This window comes from Nocardia sp. NPDC101769 (assembly GCF_044766925.1).
Classification (GTDB): domain Bacteria; phylum Actinomycetota; class Actinomycetes; order Mycobacteriales; family Mycobacteriaceae; genus Nocardia.
In genome coordinates, this window is the sequence record NZ_JBIWMX010000002.1 from 410998 (window position 1) to 432301 (window position 21304).

21 protein-coding genes are annotated in these 21304 nt (G+C 67.8%); 12 read left to right on the forward strand and 9 right to left on the reverse strand.

The window, feature by feature from the left end:
* Positions 1-76: 76 nt before the first annotated feature.
* The 6 genes from ACIRRA_RS04875 to ACIRRA_RS04900 all read left to right on the forward strand — a co-directional run bounded on the left by ACIRRA_RS04875 (position 77) and on the right by ACIRRA_RS04900 (position 8291).
* Positions 77-1210, forward strand: a complete 1134-nt coding sequence (locus tag ACIRRA_RS04875) for a VOC family protein (RefSeq protein ID WP_402763146.1) — start codon at positions 77-79, stop codon at positions 1208-1210.
* Complete coding sequence (locus ACIRRA_RS04880; protein ID WP_402763148.1) at positions 1207-2145, forward strand: fumarylacetoacetate hydrolase family protein; 939 nt, start codon at positions 1207-1209, stop codon at positions 2143-2145. Before ACIRRA_RS04875 ends, ACIRRA_RS04880 begins: the two co-directional genes overlap by 4 nt.
* Complete coding sequence (locus tag ACIRRA_RS04885) at positions 2142-4058, forward strand: acyl-CoA synthetase (protein ID WP_402763150.1); 1917 nt, start codon at positions 2142-2144, stop codon at positions 4056-4058. The genes ACIRRA_RS04880 and ACIRRA_RS04885 overlap by 4 nt, the downstream gene beginning before the upstream one ends.
* Positions 4055-4411, forward strand: coding sequence for a DoxX family protein (locus tag ACIRRA_RS04890; protein WP_402763152.1), 357 nt, complete (start codon positions 4055-4057; stop codon positions 4409-4411). The genes ACIRRA_RS04885 and ACIRRA_RS04890 overlap by 4 nt, the downstream gene beginning before the upstream one ends.
* Positions 4408-5952 carry a bifunctional 3-(3-hydroxy-phenyl)propionate/3-hydroxycinnamic acid hydroxylase gene (locus ACIRRA_RS04895; protein ID WP_402763154.1) on the forward strand — a complete coding sequence of 515 codons (1545 nt, stop codon included), beginning with the start codon at positions 4408-4410 and terminating at the stop codon, positions 5950-5952. The genes ACIRRA_RS04890 and ACIRRA_RS04895 overlap by 4 nt, the downstream gene beginning before the upstream one ends.
* 125 nt (positions 5953-6077) lie before the next feature.
* Entirely contained in the window at positions 6078-8291 is a 2214-nt protein-coding gene (locus ACIRRA_RS04900) for an MMPL family transporter (protein WP_402763157.1), read from the forward strand.
* Here the strand turns inward: ACIRRA_RS04900 and ACIRRA_RS04905 are convergent, their stop codons facing one another.
* Both ACIRRA_RS04905 and ACIRRA_RS04910 read right to left on the reverse strand, forming a co-directional pair.
* Complete coding sequence (locus tag ACIRRA_RS04905; RefSeq protein WP_402763160.1) at positions 8292-8792, reverse strand: EthD domain-containing protein; 501 nt, start codon at positions 8790-8792, stop codon at positions 8292-8294. It abuts the gene before it with no gap.
* A gap of 31 nt (positions 8793-8823) precedes the next feature.
* The gene (locus tag ACIRRA_RS04910) at positions 8824-8979 is read right to left on the reverse strand and encodes a hypothetical protein (RefSeq protein WP_402763163.1); all 156 of its coding nucleotides are present in this window, start codon (positions 8977-8979) and stop codon (positions 8824-8826) included.
* Between ACIRRA_RS04910 and ACIRRA_RS04915 the strand changes: the two genes are divergently transcribed.
* Entirely contained in the window at positions 8966-9433 is a 468-nt protein-coding gene (locus ACIRRA_RS04915; protein WP_402763166.1) for a hypothetical protein, read from the forward strand. The genes ACIRRA_RS04910 and ACIRRA_RS04915 overlap by 14 nt on opposite strands.
* Positions 9434-9519: 86 nt before the next feature.
* On the opposite strand, the gene ACIRRA_RS04920 is transcribed toward ACIRRA_RS04915, so the two are convergent.
* On the reverse strand, positions 9520-9678 hold the full coding sequence (locus ACIRRA_RS04920) for a hypothetical protein (protein WP_402763168.1): 159 nt from the start codon (positions 9676-9678) through the stop codon (positions 9520-9522).
* 442 nt (positions 9679-10120) lie between these two features.
* Between ACIRRA_RS04920 and ACIRRA_RS04925 the strand changes: the two genes are divergently transcribed.
* Positions 10121-10657, forward strand: a complete 537-nt coding sequence (locus ACIRRA_RS04925; RefSeq protein WP_402763171.1) for a hypothetical protein — start codon at positions 10121-10123, stop codon at positions 10655-10657.
* On the opposite strand, the gene ACIRRA_RS04930 is transcribed toward ACIRRA_RS04925, so the two are convergent.
* Positions 10637-11698 carry a YihY/virulence factor BrkB family protein gene (locus tag ACIRRA_RS04930; protein WP_402763174.1) on the reverse strand — a complete coding sequence of 354 codons (1062 nt, stop codon included), beginning with the start codon at positions 11696-11698 and terminating at the stop codon, positions 10637-10639. The genes ACIRRA_RS04925 and ACIRRA_RS04930 overlap by 21 nt on opposite strands.
* A gap of 122 nt (positions 11699-11820) precedes the next feature.
* Between ACIRRA_RS04930 and ACIRRA_RS04935 the strand changes: the two genes are divergently transcribed.
* Positions 11821-13533 (forward strand): DEAD/DEAH box helicase, encoded by a 1713-nt coding sequence (locus ACIRRA_RS04935; protein WP_402763177.1) that lies wholly within the window; start codon positions 11821-11823, stop codon positions 13531-13533.
* 10 nt (positions 13534-13543) lie between these two features.
* Here ACIRRA_RS04935 and ACIRRA_RS04940 read toward each other — a convergent pair whose 3' ends face one another.
* From ACIRRA_RS04940 to ACIRRA_RS04960, 5 genes are all read right to left on the reverse strand, one after another.
* Positions 13544-13843: a DUF1905 domain-containing protein gene (locus ACIRRA_RS04940; RefSeq protein ID WP_402763180.1), complete on the reverse strand. Its 300-nt coding sequence runs from the start codon at positions 13841-13843 to the stop codon at positions 13544-13546.
* Between the two features lie 56 nt (positions 13844-13899).
* On the reverse strand, positions 13900-14448 hold the full coding sequence (locus ACIRRA_RS04945; RefSeq protein WP_402763182.1) for a hypothetical protein: 549 nt from the start codon (positions 14446-14448) through the stop codon (positions 13900-13902).
* Between the two features lies 1 nt (position 14449).
* Positions 14450-16183: a DEAD/DEAH box helicase gene (locus ACIRRA_RS04950; protein WP_402763706.1), complete on the reverse strand. Its 1734-nt coding sequence runs from the start codon at positions 16181-16183 to the stop codon at positions 14450-14452.
* A 301-nt stretch (positions 16184-16484) separates the two neighbouring features.
* Positions 16485-16679, reverse strand: a complete 195-nt coding sequence (locus ACIRRA_RS04955; RefSeq protein WP_033087939.1) for a hypothetical protein — start codon at positions 16677-16679, stop codon at positions 16485-16487.
* A 474-nt stretch (positions 16680-17153) separates the two neighbouring features.
* Complete coding sequence (locus ACIRRA_RS04960; RefSeq protein ID WP_402763185.1) at positions 17154-18980, reverse strand: acyl-CoA dehydrogenase; 1827 nt, start codon at positions 18978-18980, stop codon at positions 17154-17156.
* Positions 18981-19373: 393 nt separating this feature from the next.
* Between ACIRRA_RS04960 and ACIRRA_RS04965 the strand changes: the two genes are divergently transcribed.
* The 3 genes from ACIRRA_RS04965 (at position 19374) to ACIRRA_RS04975 (ending at position 21303) form a co-directional block, all read left to right on the forward strand.
* On the forward strand, positions 19374-20162 hold the full coding sequence (locus ACIRRA_RS04965) for a prolyl oligopeptidase family serine peptidase (protein ID WP_402763188.1): 789 nt from the start codon (positions 19374-19376) through the stop codon (positions 20160-20162).
* 199 nt (positions 20163-20361) lie between these two features.
* The gene (locus ACIRRA_RS04970) at positions 20362-20736 is read left to right on the forward strand and encodes a DUF952 domain-containing protein (RefSeq protein WP_402763190.1); all 375 of its coding nucleotides are present in this window, start codon (positions 20362-20364) and stop codon (positions 20734-20736) included.
* A gap of 84 nt (positions 20737-20820) precedes the next feature.
* Positions 20821-21303, forward strand: coding sequence for a cation:proton antiporter regulatory subunit (locus ACIRRA_RS04975; protein WP_402763193.1), 483 nt, complete (start codon positions 20821-20823; stop codon positions 21301-21303).
* Position 21304 lies beyond the last annotated feature (1 nt).

Genomic DNA, 21304 nt, shown 5'->3' on the forward strand with positions numbered 1-21304 from the left:
GACGAAATTTTCAGAAGGTCTTGACTGACTATCAGTTCGTGAATGACGATATCGTCAGAACTTGAAGGGAGCGTCGATGAGTGGACATCACGACGTGCACAACGGCCTGCACAGTGAGCAGGGCGCAGCGCGGGGTGAACACCCCGGCCGCGCCCGCAATCCCGTGGTGAAGGTGCTCGATCTGGCCTGGCTGGAGTTCGAGAAGCCCGATCTGGAGCGCGCCGAGATCTTTTCTCGCGCTTTCGGTTTCACCACCGCCGCGCGGACATCCGAGGAATTGCACCTGCGCGGAACCGACGCCGGGTCGCCCTGTGTGCTGGTGCGGCGCGGTGATCGGTCCCGGTTCGTCGGCCCGGCTTTCCGGGCCGCCGAGACCGGCGATCTGCTGCGTCTGGGCGAGCAGACCGGTCTGCGGCCGCAGCCGCTGCCGGAGTCGCTCGGCGGGCTGGGTCTCGGGCTGATGGATCCGAGCGGGCTGCGGGTCCGAGTCGTCGCCGAAACCCACGAACTGCCCGGCCTGCCCGCCCAGCGGCCGCAGGTGTTCAACAGCGGGCACGAGGTACTGCGTGTCAATGCCGCCCAGCGGCCGCCCCGGGTTCCGGCGCAGGTGCAGCGCCTCGGCCACGTCGTGCTGCAGACCACGAAGTACCGGGAGACTCTCGACTGGTACCTGCACTATCTGGGCCTGATCGTCAGCGACTTCCTCTTCTACCCGGGACAGCGGGAACGCGGGCCGGTGATGAGCTTCATTCGCTGCGACCGCGGCGCGACTCCGGCCGACCATCACACACTGGCGCTCACCCTCGGGCCGTCCAACCGGTACGTGCACTCCGCCTACCAGGTCGCCGATCTGGACGCGCTCGCCGCCGGCGGCGAGTACCTCCTCGACCACGGTTATCAGCGGTCGTGGGGAATCGGACGCCATATCCAGGGCAGTCAGATCTTCGACTACTGGCGGGATCCCGACGGCTTCATGGTCGAGCATTTCAGTGACGGCGACATGTTCGACTGCACCCTCGAGCCGGGCTGGGCGCCGATGAGCGCGTCGGGTCTGGCGCAGTGGGGGCCGCCCGCCACCAAGGATTTCCTGGGTCTCTCCCCTGGGCGGGAATCGCTCAGAGAAGTGCGCTCCATCCTCGACGCGCTGCGCGAGGACAACGAATTCGATCTCCGCCGCCTGCGCGGCCTGCTGAAAGTAGCCAACTCATGAGCATTTCCGTTCTCCGTACCGCGGACGCCTGGTGGGTCCGGACACCTGCCGGTGCGGCGCGCATCGATACGGTCGCGACCACGACGCGCGAACTGCTGGCGGATCGGGCGGCGATCACCGCGGCCGCCACGAGCTCGGATGTTGTTCCGGTCGAAGGTCTTTCGCTGATCTCTCCGGTGACCGCACCGTGTCGGGTCGTCGCGCAGATGACGAACTTCGCATCCCACGTGAAGGACTCGGGGATGAACCCCGAGACCGTGCCGCTGACCTTCTTCCGCAAGAGTTCCGGATCGATCAGCGGTCCCTATGACGACGTGATCCGACCAGCGCATGTCGAGCTGCTGGACTACGAGGTGGAGATCGGCCTGGTGTTCGGCCGCGAGATGCCGGTCGGCGCCGAGATCGACGATGACTCCCTCGGCGACTACATCGCGGGTCTGGTCGTGACGAACGACGTGTCGGCCCGGGACGTGCAGCTGCCGAAAACCCAGTTCTACGAGGCGAAGTCGTACCCGACCTTCACACCCGTCGGCCCCGCGCTGGTGCTGCTGGACGCCGACGAACTCGAGCGGTTCACCGATCTGCGCCTCCGGTTGTGGGTGAACGGCCGAGTGCGCCAGGACATGACGGTCGCCGACATGATCTACCGGCCGGTCGAGACGCTGCGGGCACTGAGCCGGTTCCAGCGCATGGATGCCGGAGACCTGTTGCTGACCGGAACCCCGATCGGCACCGCGCTCAGCGCTCCGCCGAAGCCGGTCGAGATCATCGCGTCGCTGCTGCCACCGAAGCTGAAGTGGAAACTGTTCTTCGAAGGCCAGGCCAAGAATCCGAAGTACCTGCAGGACGGCGACGTGGTCGAGGCGACCATCGGCACCGACGATGAAATTCTCGATCTGGGCCGCCAGCGCACGGTCGTGAGGTACGCGCGGTGACCGGAAACCCGACTCTCGAGACCGACGCCGAAGCCCTCCTGTGGCCGCGCTACACCGGTCCGGAAGACCTGAGCGCTATCGAATCGGTGCCCCTGGCCGAGCGCTGGCTGCCCGAGTCGACCTACGCGCTGCTGTCACGCGCCGCGAGACAGTGGCCGGAACGTACGGCCGTCACCGTGCTGTCCGATGCCGCGAATTGGCGGGAACCGGTGCGGCGCACCTACTCTCAGTTGCTCGCCGAGGTGCACCGCTATGCCAACCTGCTGCACACACTCGGCGTGCGCAGAGGCGACGCTGTTGCCCTGATCGCGCCCAACTGCGCCGAGTTGATTCCCGCCACCCTGGCCGCGCAGCTGGCGGGCATCGCCGCACCGATCAACGGCGGCCTGTCGCAGGCGCACATCGCGGAGCTCCTGCTCCGCTCCGGTGCTCGGGTGCTGATCACCGCCGGCCCCGAACTCGCCGCCGACATCTGGGAGTCGGCATACGAACTCGCGTCCCAGGGTCTGCTGGATGCGGTACTGGTGCTACGGCCGACTGCAGCCGCAGTGGATGCCGTGCCGCTGCCCGTCGTCGACGGCGTGTGCATCGATTATCTCGATGCCCTTGCGGCAGAACAGGATTGGTCGGTTTTCGCCGGGGATCCGCCCGCCGCTACGGATCTGGCGGCCCTGTTCCACACCGGCGGTACCACCGGTGTGCCGAAACTGGCCGCGCACCAGCAGTCCGGTGAGGTTGTCAATGCGTGGATGATCGCGGCCAACTCCCTGCTCGACGAGGACTCGGTGATCTTCGCCGCGCTGCCGCTGTTCCATGTCAACGCACTCGTCGTGACTCTCCTCGCGCCCTTGTTCCGCGGTCAGCCGGTGGTATGGGCCGGACCGCTCGGATACCGGGACCTCGCTCTCTACGGAGAGTTCTGGAATATCGTGGCGCACTACCGGATCGCGGCCATGAGCGCGGTGCCGACGGTGTACGCGGTGCTGGCGCAGTGCCCGATCGGCACCGACATCTCGAGCCTGCGCTACGCGATGGTCGGTGCGTCCCCGCTGCCGTCCGCCGTGCGCGAGAACTTCCAAGCGCACACCGGGGTCACACTGGTCGAGGGCTATGGCCTCACCGAGGCGACGTGCGCGACCGCCCGCAGCTTCCCGGATCTGCCGCGTCCCGGCTCGGTCGGACAGCGCATGCCCTATCAGCAGGTCAAGGTTGTTGGCACGCCCGAGAACGGGGTCTGGGCCGAACTCCCCGCCGGTGAGACCGGCATCTTGGTGATCGGCGGACCGACGGTCTTCGCCGGTTACGTGACCGGCCGCACCGAGCACGGGCACGTTCTGGACGGGCTCGGTGCCGTGGTGGACGGGTGGTTGAGCACCGGTGATCTCGCGCACGTCGATTCCGATGGCTTCATTCATCTACACGGTCGCGCAAAGGATCTCATCATTCGCGGCGGGCACAATCTCGATCCGGCGGTCATCGAGGACGCGCTGCTGTCCCACCCGCAGGTGACAGCGGCGGGTGCGGTCGGCCGCCCGGACGTACATGCCGGGGAGGTGCCCGTCGCCTATGTGACCCTGGTGCCCGGCGCGGAGGTGAGCGAGGCGGATCTCGTTGCCTGGGCGGGGGAGCGGGTGCCCGAACGCGCCGCCGCGCCGAAAACCGTGACGGTGCTGGATGTCCTGCCGGTGACCGACGTCGGCAAGCCGTACAAGCTCGGCTTGCGCGCCGACGCCACTCGTCGCGAGGTACTGGATGCGCTGGCCGGAGTCGAGGCCGTGCTCGGCGTCGCCGCGCAGGTCGAGGACGGCGCGATCGTGACCGCCGTCGAGCTCGGCTCCGGGGCCGCTGAGGGGGCCGTCGAGGCGATCCTTGGTCGCTACGCGATCACCTGGAAGGTCGAGGTGCACCGATGAAGATCGTGTCGACCGTGCTGGCCGCGGTGCTCGCGGTGGAGTTCCTGGCGTTCGGTGCGGCCAAGACGCTCGCCCTCGCGTCGATGCGGGAACGTGCTGCGCGTCTGGGCTACTCCATCGCCGCCTACCGGGGCATCGGAGCGCTCGAAATCGCCGGCGCGAGTGGGCTGCTGATCGGTCCGGCCCGGCCGCCGATCGGGATTGCCGCGGGAATCGGCCTGGCACTGCTGATGGCCGGTGCGGTGGCCGCCCATGTCCGCAACGGCGACGGCGTGGCGGAGTACGCGCCCGCGGCGGGCACCGGACTGGTCACACTCGGCTACCTGGCCGCGCTGGCCGGGGTTTCGCCGTGAGCACCGCGATGATCCCGGTGGTGATCGTCGGCGCGGGCCCGGCCGGTATCACCGCGGCCACGTTGCTCGCGCACCATGGGATCGACACTCTGGTGCTGGAGCGGTGGACGGATGTCTATCCACAACCGCGGGCAGTGCACCTCGACGGCGAGATCCGACGGATTCTGGAACGTCTGGGAGTCGGCCGGGAATTCGACGGGATCTCCCGTCCCGCCCTGGGGCTGCGGCTCCTCGACCCGAGCGGGCGGGTGCTGGCCCAGTTCGATCGCGACCCGGCCGGTGGGCGCAGCGGGTATCCGGAGGCGAACCTCTTCGACCAGCCGGAACTGGAGGCGATCCTGCGGGTCAACCTGAAGCGGTATCCGGGGGTGACCTTGCGCGGTGACGTCGAGGTCGCCGCCATCACCGAGGAATCAGGCTGTGTCCGAGTTGATTTCACCGATCGGGTGACCGGTGATGCCGAATCTGTCCGTGCGCGTTACGTATTGGGCTGCGACGGCGCCAACAGTGTTGTCCGCGCCGCGATCGGCGTGCGCATGCGGAATCTGCGTTTCGAGCAGCGCTGGCTGGTGGTGGACGTCGCCACGCCATGGGACCTGGGGCAGTGGGAAGGCGTGCACCAGGTGTGCGATCCGGCGCGCGCGGCCACGTTCATGCGCATCGGAAAAACCCGCTACCGCTGGGAATTCCGGCTCCTGCCCGGCGAGACCGCCGCCGATTTCGGCGATCCGGGTCGGCTGCGCCCGTTGCTCGACCCGTGGCTCGGCGGCGTTCCGGAGGTGGATCTCGAACTGGTCCGCGTCGCGGAATACACCTTCCGGGCCCAGCTGGCCGACCGCTGGCGCCGGGGCCGGGTGTTCCTGCTCGGCGATGCCGCGCACCTCACCCCGCCGTTCATCGGCCAGGGCATGGGCGCGGGCCTGCGCGATGCGGCCAACCTCGCGTGGAAACTGGCGGGCGTGCTGCGCGGGGAACTCCCGGAGGACGTGCTCGATACCTACGAGACGGAGCGGAAACCACACGCACGGGCCATGATCCGGCTGGCCAAGCTCACCGGCGTCACCATGACGGACGGTGGGGAGCTGGGCAGCCGGCTGCGCAGTCTGCTGGTACCGCGCCTGCACCGGATCCCCGGCCTCACCCAGATGATCACCAGCGGCGAATCCCCGCCCCTGCACCTCTCGGGTCCCGGGCGCGGGCCGCGCCTGCGCCGGCGGTTGACGGGTCGGCTGGTTCCCAACGTGCGGCTCGCCGACGGGCGCCGCCTCGACGAGGCCATGAACGGGCGCTACACCGTCATCACCGTGCGCGAGCCCGAGCCGCAGTGCCGACTGATCGTCGAGCAGCGCGGCGGGTTCATCGTCGTCGCGGAGCCCGGTACCGAGCTGCATCGTTGGGTGAGGCAGGGTCGCGCCGTCGCGGCGCTGGTCCGCCCGGACGGCACCGCGCAGTGCTGTGGGGACGTGCAGTCGTTGTGCGCGGCATTGCCTTCTTTCCATCCGGGGCCTTCTTTCCATTCGGGCGCGCAGGCGCGAAGATGACGAGCCGGTTGCTGACCATAACAACGTTTATGAGGAAATCATCATCTGTCGTGTTACCGTACCGATAGGTCTGTGATCGCTGCGTTGGGTCGAAGGTCGGATGGTGTCTCCACGAGAGGACCCGCATGTCCCGCTATCTGTACGCACTCGGCCAGGTCGTTGTCCGCCGCCGCTGGTGGGTGCTGGCGATATGGATCGTGCTGCTGGCCGCCGCCATCGGATTCGCCGCCGCGACAGGCGGAAGAACCAACGACAATTTCACCGTTCCGGGCACCGAATCGCAGGACGCGGTCTCCTTGCTGGAGCAGCGGATGCCCGCTTTCTCGGGTGCGCAGATGCAGGTCGTGTTCGCGACGTCGAACCTGGCCAGGGTGACCGATCAACCGGTGACCGGCGAGATCCAGCGGGTGATGGCCGAGTTGAAGGGGCTGCCGCAGGTCGCCGCGGTGGTCGACCCGTTCCAGGCCAAGGCGGTCTCGCCGGATCAACATGTCGCGCTGGGCAGCGTGCAGTTCTCCGTGTCGGCCGGTGAGGTAGAGCAGTCCACCCTCGACCAGGTGACCCGGGTCGCCGACCAGGCGCGTGACACCGGTCTGCAGGTCGAGTTCTCCGGTGCCGTCTATCCGGGCTTCGCCGCCGAGATCCCGCACACGCCCGAAATGCTCGGTGTCATTGCCGCCTTCATCATTCTGCTGATCACCTTCGGCGCGGTGGTGGCGGCGGGACTGCCGATCATTACGGCGCTGGTCGGCGTGGGTATCGGTCTCACCGGCATTCTGGGCATCGCCGCCTACACCGACGTGCCGTCGGCGGCGACCTCGCTGGCACTGATGCTGGGCCTGTCCTGTGGCATCGACTACGCGCTGTTCGTCCTCTCCCGGCATCGCCACCAGGTGGTGCTGGGAATGGCTGTGGCGGAGTCGATTCCGCTGGCGGTCGGGACCGCGGGCAGTTCGGTGGTGTTCGCGGCGGTGACCGTGATCATCGCGCTCTGCGGGCTGGCGGTCGCGAACATTCCGTTCCTCACCGTCATGGGCATGACCGCCGCCGGTGCGGTCCTGGTGGCCATGCTCGTCGCGCTGACCCTGCTGCCCGCACTGCTCAGCCTCGCCGGTGGCACGGTCGCCAAGTTCATTTCGCCGCCGCTGCGCCCGGGAAAGCCGGAGGAGGTGGCGCGCATCGCCGCCTACGAGCCTGAGCGCACCGCGGGCCACGCCTGGGGACGGTTCGTCACCCGCTTCCGGGTTCCATTGCTGGTGCTGGGCATCGCGGTGCTCGTGGCGATCGCGCTTCCCGCCACCCGCATGGATCTCGGATTACCCAGTGGCGCAACACAATCGGAGTCCAGTACCGCCCGCAGAGCATATGACCTGGTGAGCCGGTCGTTCGGCCCCGGGTTCAACGGGGCGCTGCTGGTGGTGACCGACCTCTCGCACGCCACCGGCCCGGACGCGGCGCAGACCGTGATGGGCCGGCTGCGGCAGGAGCCCGACGTCGCGGTGGTGCAGCCGGCGGGCACGGGCGACAACCTGGTCCTGATCCAGGTCGTGCCCAAGACCGGTCCCGACGACAGTGCGACCGCCGATCTGGTGAACCGCTTGCGCGATGACCGCTCGACCGTCGAGAGCGGCTCCGGGGCAACGTATCTGGTGGGCGGCACCACGGCGGCGAACATCGATACCTCACGCCGGTTGGGTGAGGCGCTGCCGGTCTTCCTCGTTGTCGTCGTGGGCCTGGCGCTGGTGCTGCTGACCATCGCCTTCCGGACCGTGCTGGTACCGCTGTCCTCGATCGTCGGGTTCATCCTCTCGGTGTTCGCGGCCCTCGGAGCGCAGGTCGCCGTCTTCCAATGGGGCTGGGGCGCAAGCCTTTTGCATGTCACAAAGGCGGAGACGCTGAGCTTCCTGCCGATCATCACCCTGGCCATCATCTTCGGGCTGTCGAGCGATTACCAGATCTTCGTGGTGTCCCGCATCAAGGAGGAGCACACCCGCACCGCGGACGCGACCGCGGCCGTACGCAACGGGATCGCGCACTCGGCGCGCGTCGTCACGGCCGCGGCGCTGATCATGTTCGGCGTCTTCGTCGCCTTCGCCACCGTCGACAACCCGATCGTCAAACCCTTGGCGTTCACGCTCGCCGCGGGGGTGCTGCTGGACGCCTTCATCGTCCGGTTGACCCTGGTGCCCGCCGTCATGGCCCTGATCGGCGATCGCATGTGGTACCACCCGCGGTGGTTCGCTCGCTACGTGCCCGACTTCGACATCGAAGGCGCCGAACTCGAACGCCGTTTCACGGACGATACCGACACCGAAGCGCCTCGGGTGGTTGCCAACTGATCAGGGACGCGGCTCGCCGAGCATGACGTGCTCGGTGGTCAAGAAGTACGAGGAGCGAGGGAGATCGATGAAGTTCTTCTCGTCATCGGCGAGTCGCTGGTTGGCCTGGATTCCGTCCGGGGTGGCGAGGCCCGCGAGCATGGCCTGTGCCGAGGGGAACCAGACTTCCACAATGCCGTCGTAGGGCTCGCCGGTACCGCGGGTGGCAGCGAGCAGAGCGTTCTGCGGAGAATCCAGGATGTGGCTCTGAACGTAGCGGTAGCCGCCGAGGATCTTGATCTGCTCTGCGGCGAAGGGGCCGTGGTGATTCAGCCAATAGTCGTGGAACTGCTCGGGCGTCAGGTCGGCCCGGCGGCGGAGGACGCACGTCATCTTGATCGCATCGGTCGAGGTGTCCGCGGCTGCCGTGGGGAGGCCGGCCGCCAGGACGGCCGCGAGGCCCGCCGCCGTCGCGCCGACCATGAAAACCCTTCTCGAACAGACGTTTTCAGGGGTGCTCACTGTCATCTTCTCCGTTGTTGTCGGGGATCCTTCAAGCGCCGCGCACGCGGTCGATGATTGCCAGTGGCCCGGCGGGTGCGGCGTTGCCGCGCCAGGCCACGTGCTGGTCGGGACGAATCAGAACGAGGTCGCGTTCGTAGAGGGCGCGGGCGTGTGGGTCACGGATATCGACGATGTCGAGCGGCACCTTTCGCTCAGCGGCCGCGATCCTGGGAGATGACGGTCCACCCCTCTGGCGACTGCAGATGCCACACGGTGCCGAAGCGGGCGGCGATCTCGTGATCGGGAGTCGTGAAATGCACCAGGTAGAACCGGCCGTCCGGGGGCCGCTGCCCACCGGCCAGGAATGTCCGCGCGAAAGATCTTGCGAGCCGGGGAATTCCGAGCTCCCGCACCAGCAGCCGGCGCAGATCGATCTCGTCGAGACCGATCCCGAGTTGCCGCCGGACGCGGCTGCCCGCGCCGTCGCATCCCCGGTTGGCGCATTGTCATCCGCGACGATCAAAGTCTCTGTAAGGCCGGCGAGCAGATCGATGCCGAACCTCCTCGAACAGCTGGCACTTCGTCTCGGCGACACGGGCATTCGCCAACGGGGACATCCCAGCCCGTCCAGGTTCGACGTTGTATCGATTCCAGGCTGAATTCCGGGGAACGACGGGAATCCGGTTGTCCATTTTCATGTCATTACGGGTGCGAATGGGCCGGGATCCGGAGGCATGCGCGGAACTCACGTGCCGCGCTGTCCCGCCTCATCGTCCCCGGCCGCTCGGCTCTCGTTGACCCCGTCCGGCCCTTCGTCACCGAGCAATTCGTCCTGGATCGCCTCTAGCATGCAGGTGTTGTTGTCGAGCAGCCCCAAGATCTCGTCCAGCCGATCGTTCTTCATGCAGCGATCGTCACCCCTGCCCGCCTCGGAGGCAATGTCGGCAGGCCGGTCATCGAGTCAGTGGCAGGTTGGCGGGCTGCATTACTGCTGGGGTCTGCCGTCCGGGCCGGGGATATAGGCGGGGCACCGGGGGTATTGGCTCTGCGGGTTGTCGGAGGCGCTGCCCTGGCAGAAGCCGTTGGGATCGTTCGGGTCGAGGGAGTTGCCGGGGCGGGACCGATCGGCGCGGGGCCGGTTTCGTACGGGCCGGTATAGGCGCCAACGGGGTCCTGATCGTGGGTGCGGTTGGTGCGCCGAGGGATAACCACGGTATAGAGCCGCTCTCGGGGCCTTCCTTGCTGGTTCGCGGCTGTGAAGCGTTGGGCGTCAACCGGATCCGGTTTCTTGAGTTCTTACTCAGTAAATGGTTATTCTGAGTCGGAACTCAGGAAAGGTTGGTCCTATGGCGAATCCGCTGTTGTTGGCTACACACATCACCATTGCGCTCGCGCTGACGATCCTCGTCGGGGTGCAGTGCGCCGAGTTGGCTCGAATCCGGCTGGAACCCAGCGGAATTCGGGTTGACGGGGCTGTTCGGGCCGTGCGGCTCACGCTGTTGTCGGTTCCGGTGTTCACGCTGTTGACCGCGGTCACCGGGTTCGCGGTACTGGCGGACGGGGCGAAGGGCGGCCCGTGGATCGGGGCGGGGCTGGTGTCGACCGCTGTTATCGGGGCGAGCTCGGGGTGGACTCGGCGGCGATTGGCCAAGCCGGGGTCGCACCGGGCCGGCCATGGCGCGGGGGTTCTGGCTGCCGTCCAATGGGGCGTTCCCGCACAGACATTGGCCGCGGCCTTCCTGATGGCCGATCGGCCCGACAACCCCGCCATCGCCTTCGCGCCTGTTGTGATCGCGATCGCGATCACGGCTGCCGCGTACTTCTCGGCGCGTCGCACCGAGGGGGAGCCGGCCGAACCGGGCCTACGGGCTGGATCGCAGTGACCGCGACTCCGCCGCGGGCGGCGGGTCCTGCGGTTTCGGTGCGGTGGGCGCCGGGTCCGCCGGCCGGGACTGTTTGCGGGCGTTCCACCAGTGGCGGAACTGGGCCAGCCGGGTGGCGCGGGCGGGCCAGAATTCCTCGATGCTGGCATTGAATTCGGCGCCGAGGATGATGGCGAAACCCAGGAAGAACGTGAACAGCAGGAAGGCGATGGGTGTCGCCAGCGCGCCGTAGGAAATACCGGTCCGGGTCACCCACGCCAGATAGCGGCGCAGGCCCTCGCTGGCAGCCATGAAGAACACGCCGGCGACCAGCGCGCCGCCGAAGAGCCGATGCCAGGGCAGGGTGCGGTGGAGGGCGGTCTTGTAGAGGAAGGTGAGGCCGATGATCAGCAGCAGGCCGGTGCCGGGGTAATAGAAGGCGTCGATGAGACGCAGGCCCGGCTCGCGCCAGCCGTGGGGGAGGACCCGCCCGATCAGGGTGGGGCCCAAGGCGATCAGCGGCAGGATGAGCACCGCGATCACGAGGAAGCCGACGTAGAGCAGCAGCGCGAAGATTCGCTGCCAGACCGGGTGGCGGGCAGTGGCCTGGCCGTGCGCGGCGGTGATGGCATCGACAAAGGTGGCCATGGCCGAGGAGCCGGCCCACAGTGACAGCACGAAGCCGACGGACACCACCCCGCCGTGGCCGCGCTGCAGTACGTCGTTGACAGTCGGCTGCACCAGACTGTCGACCACGCTGGGGCTGAAGGCCTTCCGGGCGAAGCTGACGATCTTGGACTGCACGATGTTCAGCGTGTTCGGGCCGAACCAGTGCCCGACATAGCCGAGGCTGCCGAGCAGTCCCAGCAGCAGCGGGGCCAGTGAGAGCGTCTGCCAGAAGGCGGCCGCCGCGGATTTGGCGAAGATCGCGTCGTTCCACGCCTTCGCCGCGACGTGGACCACGAGCTGCCGGACGCGGCCCCAGCGTGTGGCGGCGAGCACAACGGACGCCGTCGGCACCGACGCGTCGGCGCGTTGCGGAGATTCGTCGTGCGCGTTCATCGTGGCCTAAGCATCGCCTACCAGCGCTTCGAATGGGACCGGACCCGCGATGTGTCGTGCGGCACTCCGCCGGGTTGTGTCGGATTGGAAAGCTGTCGGGTTCGATCGCTAATCTCTACCGAGTGACTTCGGGTGGTGGCGGTTCGTTACGTGCATGGCAGCGCAGGGCACTCACCAAGTATCTGACGACCAAGCCACGCGACTTCCTTGCCGTCGCCACCCCCGGCGCGGGTAAGACCACGTTCGCGCTGCGCGTGGCGGCTGAGCTGCTCAACGACCGCACGGTCGACCAGGTGACGGTGGTCGCACCCACCGAGCACCTCAAGCATCAGTGGGCTGCGTCGGCCGCGCGCAACGGGATTCAGCTGGATTCGAACTTCTCCAACTCCACCGGGTCCACCTCGTCGGACTACCACGGCGTGGTGGTCACCTACGCGCAGATCGCGTCGCATCCGTTCAAGCATCGGGTGCGCACCGAGAACCGCCGCACACTGGTGATCATGGACGAGATCCATCACGCCGGTGACGCCAAGAGCTGGGGTGAGGCGGTCGAGGAGGCGTTCGGTGACGCCACCCGGCGACTGGCGCTGACCGGTACCCCGTTCCGCAGCGACGACTCCAAGATCCCGTTCATCACCTACGAGGCCGACGAGTCCGGTTTCGAGAAGTCACGCGCCGACCACACCTACGGCTACTCCGAGGCGCTCGCCGACGGCGTGGTCAGACCCGTGGTCTTCCTCGCCTACTCCGGCGAGGCGCACTGGCGTGACAGCGCGGGCGAGGAATACTCGGCCCGCCTGGGTGAGCCCCTCAATGCCGAGCAGACCGCCCGCGCCTGGCGCACCGCCCTCGACCCCGCCGGCGACTGGATGTCGAAGGTCCTCACCGCCGCCGACACCCGCCTGCGCCAGCTGCGCGCCACCGGCATGCCCGACGCGGGCGGCCTGGTGATCGCCACCGACCAGGAGAAGGCGCGCGACTACGCCGAACTGCTGGAACACATTTCGGGCACCAAACCGACCATCGTGTTGTCCGATGACCCGGACTCCTCCGACCGCATCGGCGAGTTCAGCGAGAACACCGACCCGTGGATGGTCGCGGTGCGCATGGTGTCCGAGGGCGTCGACGTCCCGCGCCTGGCCGTCGGCGTCTACGCCACCAGCGCCTCCACCCCGCTGTACTTCGCGCAGGCCATCGGCCGTTTCGTGCGTGCCCGCAAGACCGGTGAGACCGCCAGCGTGTTTCTGCCGTCGGTGCCGGTGCTGCTGGATCTGGCCGCCCAGCTGGAATTGCAGCGCGACCATGTCATCGGCAAGCCGCACCGCGAGGCGAACGCGCTCGAGGACGAACTGCTCATCGACGCCAACCGGCAGAAGGACGAGCCGGGCGAGGAGGAGAAGAAGTTCATCGCCCTGGCCGCCGACGCCGAACTCGACCAGGTCATCTATGACGGCGACTCCTTCGGCACCGCCACCTTCTCCGGCAGTGACGAGGAGGCCGACTATCTCGGCATCCCCGGCCTGCTCGACGCCGATCAGATGCGTGCCCTGCTGCGCGAACGCCAGTCCCGTCAGCTCCAGGAACGCAGCGCCGCCGCCGAGGCTCGCCCCTCGGGCGCCGGCGTGGAGGCTGCCGTCGAACGCGCCGCCACCTCGGACCGCCTGTCCGAGCTGCGCCGCGAACTGAACAGCCTGGTCGCCATGCACCACCACCGCACCGGTAAACCGCACGGCGTCATCCACGGCGACCTACGCCGCGAATGCGGCGGCCCCCCAACCGCTCTCGCCACCGCCGATCAGCTCTCCCAGCGCATCGCGGCCCTGCGCCGCCTCTGACCAGCGCGGACTACACGATCTGCAGTTCGACCTCGACCGGGTCGCCCGCGCTCAACCCCTCGGCGACGCGGACGGCCTTCTTCACCGGCAGTACGTAGGTTCCGCGCTTGCCGTCGGGAAAGATCGAGGTCGACCACCGGCTGCCGCCGACCACCACTTTCACTTTCACCGAGCCGAATCCGGCGGCGGTGTGCCCGAAGCGCTCCTCGATCTCGTCGGCGACGGACTCGGGCAGGCTCACGAAATGCCAGGAGGCCTGTGCCTCCCATTCCCAGAGTTCGGCGGTGAACGCGTATGTGGAGATCGCCATGGGCCGACGGTAGCCGCCGGGTCCGACAACCAGGGCGGCCGAGCGGGCTGCCCTGCTCAGCCGAAGAACACGGCTGGATCGAGGGCGTCGATCGGCGTCCAGCGTGGGATCGATTCGGGAGTGGCGGCGTCGGTGGCGGGTGGAGCGCTCCGATAGCTCTGGAGATCCAAGGCGAGCCAGGGGTTTTCGTCGATCAGGCGGACCACCGCGTAGCAGGTGGCGAGCATGTGGAGGCAGCGGGCGTTGCGGGCGCGGCAGGAGCAGTCGGTGCTCGCGAGGATGGGCGTCACCGAGATCCCCGCGGCGACGACCGCGGCGTGCAGGTCGTCGCTGAGGGTGAGGGTGTCGGCGGGCACCACGGCGGCGATGGCGTCGATGGTGGCGCGCGGGAACGATGTCAGTTCCAGATGCGTCACCGACGCCTCCGACCCGCGATGGATGTGCGCCCGCACCACGGTGCCCTCGATCTCGGTCCGGACCCCGTTGTTGCGGGCGATGTTACGCGCGCGGGGGAGCAGCGGCTCGGGTTTGCTGAGGCTGAGCGGTTCCGCGAGCCGCACCCAGTCCTTGCCCCAGGCGGTGTACCCGAATTCGTTGTCGGCCATCTCAGTTCTCCCGCTTCCGGCGCAGCAGCTCCAGCAGTCGTTCGTCGTCCAGTCGCGCCAGTTCCGCGACTCCGGCCGCATCGCTGAGGTCGGTGAGCGCCGACTTCCGGTCGTGCATGCCCGCGATGTGCTCCTCGATGGTGGTGCCCGAGGTCAGCGTGGTGACGGTGACGGTGCGGGTCTGTCCGATGCGATGCGCGCGATCCGACGCCTGCGCCTCCACCGCCGGATTCCACCAGCGGTCGAAATGGATGACGTCGGCGGCCCGCGTGAGCGTCAGCCCGGTGCCCGCGGCCCGCAGGCTGAGCACCAATATGGGTGGGCCGTCCGGTGATTGGAAGTCCGCGACGATCTCCCCGCGCTGCTGCTGGTTCAGCCCGCCGTGGAAGAACGGCACCCGCACCCCGAACTCCTCGGCGCAGTACCGGACCAGCAGCTCACCGGTCTTGCGGTACTGGGTGAACACCAGCGTGGGCGCGTCCACATCGAGGTTACTGGCCAGAATGTCGGAGCAGACGTCGAATTTCCCGGAGCGCCCGGCCAATTCGTCCAGCTCCCCGGTGATCAGCCCGGGATGATTGCACACCTGCTTGAGCTCGGTCAGCACCGCCAGCACCCGCGTGTGCCGCTGCGCACCGGTCCCGAACCCGGCCGCCTCGGCCCGATCGAGCAGCCGGTCGTAGAGCTGCTCCTGCTCCGCGCTCAGATCGCACACCAGATCGCAGTGGATCTTGGCCGGCAGCGAGGCGGCCACCTGGGATTTGCGGCGGCCCAGCACGATCGGCTCGACGGCGTCCCGCAGCCGCAGCACCGCGCTCGCCGACCCCTCGCTGATCGGCCGTACGAACCGCCGCCGGAACTGCGCCCGGTGCGTGAACTCCTGCGGCGCGATCAGATTCAGCAGCGCCCACAGTTCGTCGAGGTGATTCTCCACCGGCGTACCGGTCAGGGCGATCCGCGCCTCGGCCGGAATCGCCCGCGCCGCCTTCGCCACCTGCGTGTGCGGATTCTTCAGCACCTGCGCCTCGTCGAAAATCACGGTGGCCCACCGCTGCCCGGCCAGTGCGGCACCGTGCCCGCGCAGGGTCGGATACCCGGTTACCACAATCGTTCCCGGCTCGGCCTCCGGCGCCGGCCCGCCCCGCCAGGCCACCGCGCGCAGTCCGGGCGCGAATCGCTCGATCTCGTGCGCCCAGTTGCCCACCAGTGAGGTTGGACACACTACGAGTTGTGGCCCGTCCGCGGCCTTCCCGAGCAGGTACCCGATGGCCTGCACCGTCTTGCCCAGGCCCATCTCGTCGGCCAGCACCGCGCCGCCGTACGCGGCGATGGTCTCGCGCAACCAGGTGATGCCGCGCGCCTGGTAGGGCCGCAGCTCGGCCTTCAGCCCGGAGCGCAGTTCGGCGCCGAGCGTCACGGTGTCCCGCAGCGCCCGCAGGGTCCGGCCCGCCGAGACGATCGCGGTCCCGGTGGCATTCGGGACGGCGTGCGCGGCCACGGGCAGCCGCCGCGTCTCGACCTCCGTCTCGAGGGCCTCGCGGAGCAGATGTATCGAATCCCCAGGATTGTCAATAGCAAGAATGCATAACCGTTCCGGTTCCACCAGAGCACATTCCACGTCCGTGACGCCGATGCCGTCCCGGCCGGGAACGGCAAGGGCGAGGGTCTCCACCTCGCCCAGGTCTCGCGGTGCGCTTCCGGGGGTGTGGCCGTTCCACGTCCAGACCGCGACCATATGTCGATCCTGCAGGTAGGTGGCTTGCGAGGTCTGTGGCACCCATCCGTTGTACCCGCCCGATCTCGCTGTGCGCACATGACGAATCTCGCGTTGCGCACGGCGGGATTCATGTGTCCCCGGCCACAGCGAAATTGGTGTGCCCCTGATCACATCTCGCGTCGACTGGTCCCGTACACAGCGGCAGCGGGCGACCTGCTGGTCGCCCGCTGCCGGGTTTTCTGTTGGGAAGATTCAATTGTCGAGCGGGCTCTCGGAGAACGGCGACTCCCGATCGAGTCTCTCCGAGGTGGAGGAGCTATTACAGCGCCGGTGCCGACTCCGTGTCGATCACGGCCTCGAGCTCACGAAGACGATCCATGTGCTCGTTGGCGTGATGCTGGCAGAAGAGCAACTCTCCACCGGCAGGAAGGGTTGCGCGCACGCGCGCAGCCGCCCCGCAGCGGTCGCAACGATCGACCGCGGTCAGTGGGGTGCTTGTCAGGGTTCCTGGCATGACTCCTCCGTCCTGGCTCTGGGTGCTCACGCACCGTTCGCCTGGTGTGGGGCCCGCGGTCCATTCCGCGAACCTCGCTACCGCTACTTCCCAGCAGTGGTTGTTGACTACTCTCTCAGACGTTCGGCGCGAGCACTTTGTTCCCGTGCAGTTTCCCGTGTGTTTTCCGTAACACGACCTGCGAGTTCGCTGAAAGCGAACAGGTCCTGGTGACTGCCCCCGGAGATGTCGAAACCTCCCGTTCGAACACGCTGATCGAGTTGTCTACCCGGAGAATACCCGGGCACACCGACACTCACACTCCGATTGGTCTCTGTGGCTGGGACGCCAGCAAACCGTAATCAAGGCGGCTGGATTGGAGGCCGGTCCGCGACCGGCCTGACCTCGATCCATGGCTCCGCGCCGACGCCGTAGTGGCGCACGGGGTCCCGGAGCTGTTCGCGCAGCGCGAACGGCGGATTCGCGCCGCCGGGCTCAGAACCAGGACTCGTCGAGTTCCAGAGTGGTGCGATCGCCGGAGTCGAGCAGGTCGAATTGCGGTGTGGTGCGCGGAAGTTCCCAGCGGAAGAAGTACCGGGCGGCCAGCCGCTTCCCCTGCCGGAAGGTCTCCCACTCGCCTGCGCGCGGACGGTCCTGGGCGGACCGCACGGTGGCGGTGACCGCCTGCTCGAGCCAGATCCAGGCCAGCACAACGTGGCCGAACGCCTCCAGATAGACCGCCGAATTGGCCAGGGCCGCCTCGGGATTGCCCGCGCGCCACAGGCCCGCCGTGGTGGCGGCCAGGCGGCCGGTGGTGGCCTGCAGGGCGGCGGCGTACTCGGCGAGCTCGGCGTCGCCGGTCGCGCGGGCGGCGGCGATGGTGGCGGCCATGGTCTCCAGCAGTGCGGCCAGGGCCGCGCCATTGTCCAGGGTGACCTGGCGGCCGAGCAGGTCCATGCTCTGAATGCCGTGGGTGCCTTCGTGAATGGGGTTGAGGCGGTTGTCGCGGTAGTGCTGTTCGACGTCGTAGTCGCGGGTGTAGCCGGCGCCGCCGTGGATCTGGATGGCCAGATCGTTGGCGGCCAGGCACCATTGGCTGGGCCAGGACTTGGCGATGGGGGTGAGGATGCGCAGCAGGGTGGCGGCGCGTGCCCGGTCGGATTCGCCTGTCGCGGTGCGGTGTTCGTCGATCAGTTTGCCGCAGTACAGCTGCAGCGCGAGTGCGCCTTCGGCATAGGACTTCTGGGCCAGCAGCATGCGCCGCACATCAGGATGCTCGATGATCGGCACCTGCGCGCCGCCACGGGCGCTGACCGGGCGGCCCTGCGGGCGGGTGCGGGCATAGTCGAGGGACTTGAGGAAGCCGGTGTAGCCCAGCGCCGTCGAGGCCAGGCCGACCCCGATGCGGGCCTCGTTCATCATCGTGAACATCTGGACCAGACCGTGATTCGGCGCGCCCACCAGATAGCCGATCGCGCCCGGCTCGCCGCCGGGGGTGAAGTTGCCGTCGCCGAAGACAGGGGCGGTGTTGACGGTGCCGCGCCAGCCCATCTTGTGGTTGATGCCCGAGAGCGCGACATCGTTGTGGACGGTCGGGTTGCCCTCGGCGTCGGGCAGGAACTTGGGGACCACGAACAGCGAGATGCCGCGGGTGCCCTCCGGCGCGCCCGGAATGCGGGCCAGCACCAGGTGCACGATGTTCTCCGAGAGGTCGTGGTCGCCGCCGGAGATCCACATCTTGTGCCCGAACAGACGGTAGGAGCCGTCGGCGGCGGGCACGGCGCGGGTGGTGATGTCGGCCAGGCTGGACCCGGCCTGCGGCTCCGACAGGGCCATGGTGCCGAAGCTGCGGCCCTCCAGCATCGGGCGCACATAGGCGTCGATCTGCTCCGGGCTGCCGTGCGCGGCAAGCAGATTCGCATTGCCGGTGGTGAGCAGCACGTAGGCGGCGGTGCCGACATTGGCGGCGTGGAACCACGACATGCACGCGGTGTAGACCGAGTGCGGCAGCTGCATGCCGCCGATCTCGTAATCCATTGCCGCGCCGATCATTCCGGCGTCGGCAAAGGCCTGCAATGCCTTGCCCACCGCGGGGATGATGTGCACACGCTCGCCGTCGAAGGTGGGCTCGTGCAGATCGTTCGCGCGATTGTGCGGCGCGAAGTAGGTGGTGGCCAGGTCCTGGCACAGCCGCAGCACCTGGTCGAAGGTGTCGCGGGAGTGGTCGGCGAAGCGGTCGCGGGCCGTCAGCGAATCCACCTGCAGCCAGTCGTAGAGCAGGAACTCGAGGTCGCGGGCGGACATGATGCTGGACGGATTCATGGTTCCTCGGACGGTCGGGTACGGGGAGTCGTACCTGCCGGTCTACCAGATGGCGTGGGACCGTCCGAGGGCGCGGGGGAGGATCGCCGGTCCGGGCGCAGGACCGCATCGGCGGTTGCCCACGGCGGTACCCCACCGCTGTGAACTCGAGTCTTCGGACGCTTTGGCTCGGTACGGGCGCCCGCATCGAACGCTCTGCCAGGCGCGGGGGAGATCGGTTGCGGCGCACCATCATCGGACGGGTGGCTACGACGTCGTCTCGGGAAGGGCTGTCCACAGCGGCGGGTTGCTCGGGCAACGGCTTGACCAACAAAGCTAATGCTAATAGCTTGTTAGCTATCTCGATTAGCTTCATCTGGCCCTGATGTGGCAGAGGGCGGAAAGGAATTGATCATGCAGAGCTCACCCGAGGAACCGACCTCATCGGCAACAGTGGACGATATCCCTGTCATCTGGGTAGATCCCGTGGACAAGCCGCAGGCCGCCCACCTCGTCCTCTGGCTTCCGTACTTCACGGGAACGAAAGAGGACATGCTGCCTCAGCTCCGGCAGCTCGCCGCAGCCGGGTTCGTCGCCCTCAGCTTCGACCCCTGGCAACACGGCCAACGCGGCAGTGAGTCCTCAGAACAACTCTCGGCAAGGGTCTTCGGCGATTTCCGACGCAATATGTGGCCTGTACTCGGCCAGACCGCCCTCGACACTCTGCGCGTCATCGATTGGGCCGTAACGCATTTGAGCGTCACCTCCAGCATCCGTGTCGGCGGCATCTCCATGGGCGGTGACATCGCCATAGCCGCTGCGGGGCTGGACTCCCGAATCACCTCGGTAGCTGCGATGCTCGCCACACCCGACTGGCTCCGCCCCGGCATGCACCACCCCGTCCGGACAGGCGAACTCCTGCCCACGGGCACCCCCGACTCGTACGGCAGCTTCTTCTACGACCGAATCAACCCTTTGACAAACCTTGCGTCCTACGACCACAATCCCGCGATTGCTATCGAATGCGGAGCAGAAGACCAGCACGTCCCCTCGGATGGGGCCCAACGTTTCCTGGCCGCCCTCGCCGAAAGGTACCCCGATTACGCTGGCCGGTTGCAGTTGACGCGACATGCGGGGGCCGCCCACTACCCGGTACCTCAGATGTGGGACAACTGCGTGGAATGGTTCAAGCTCGCTCCCTGACCTTTGGTCGATGGGGTTATGAGGGTTTCGCATTCGAGGAGCGTCAATTCCTACGGCCGTGCTCTCCCGGGATCATCGTGGGCCGCCGCAGCCCTGGAGCCGTTCCGGCGGTCGATGGCGAGCGCTGATTCCCGGCGTCGGTCCACATGGCCCTGCCCGAACCGTTCTGAACCCTGCGGCACTCGCCTAGATTGGACAGGTGGGAACCGAACAGGACACGACGGCGCCGACCCTGCTGCACATCTGCTCCCGGGCGGAATGGGAAAACGCCCGCGCCGCAGGCGAATACCGCGCCCCCTCGCTGGACGAGGCCGGATTCATCCACCTTTCCGCGCCCTACCAGGCCCACCTGCCCGCCAATCGACTCTTCGCCGGCCGCACCGATCTCGTGCTGCTGCACCTGGATCCGGCCCTGCTCGGTTCCCCGGTGAAGTGGGAGCCGGGCGTGCCCACCGACCCGGACTCCATGACCTTCCCGCACCTCTACGGCCCGCTGCCGCTGACCGCGGTCGTCGAGGTCACCGATTTCCTGCCGGGCTCCGACGGATCGTTCGCGCCGCTCACCGCGGAGTGACCCGGCGCGCGCCCGCCTCCTGCAGGCGGGTATGCCGGGCCGTAGCTCCCCGGGATTCGCGCGGGTTGTCCTAATCTGGACTGCGTGAACGTCGATGTGACAGCGCTGCCCGGTATCGGTGTGCGGAAGGATTTCGAGGTCAGATCGGGGCGGCGGATCGGGGTGGTGGCGCACCGGGACGGCGGAATCGATCTCATCGTGTCGCAGCGGGACGACCCCGACGCGTGCATGGCGCAGGTGCCCCTGACGACCGACGAGGCGGCGGTCCTGGCCAATCTGCTGGGCGCACCTCAGCTGGTGCAGCAGCTCAAGGAAGAACACTCGGACCTACCCGGGATCACCACCAGACAGCTCACCATCGGCGGCAACTCGCCGTATCGGGGACGTATGCTCGGCGAGACCGCCATGCGGACCCGGACCAAGGCCTCCATCGTGGCCATCATGCGGGCGGGGCAGCTGCACCCGTCACCGGGACCGGATCAGGTGCTCGACTCCGGGGACGTACTCGTCGTCGTCGGCACGCCGCACGGGCTGGACGCCGCCGCTCGCATTCTGGCCGACGGCTGAA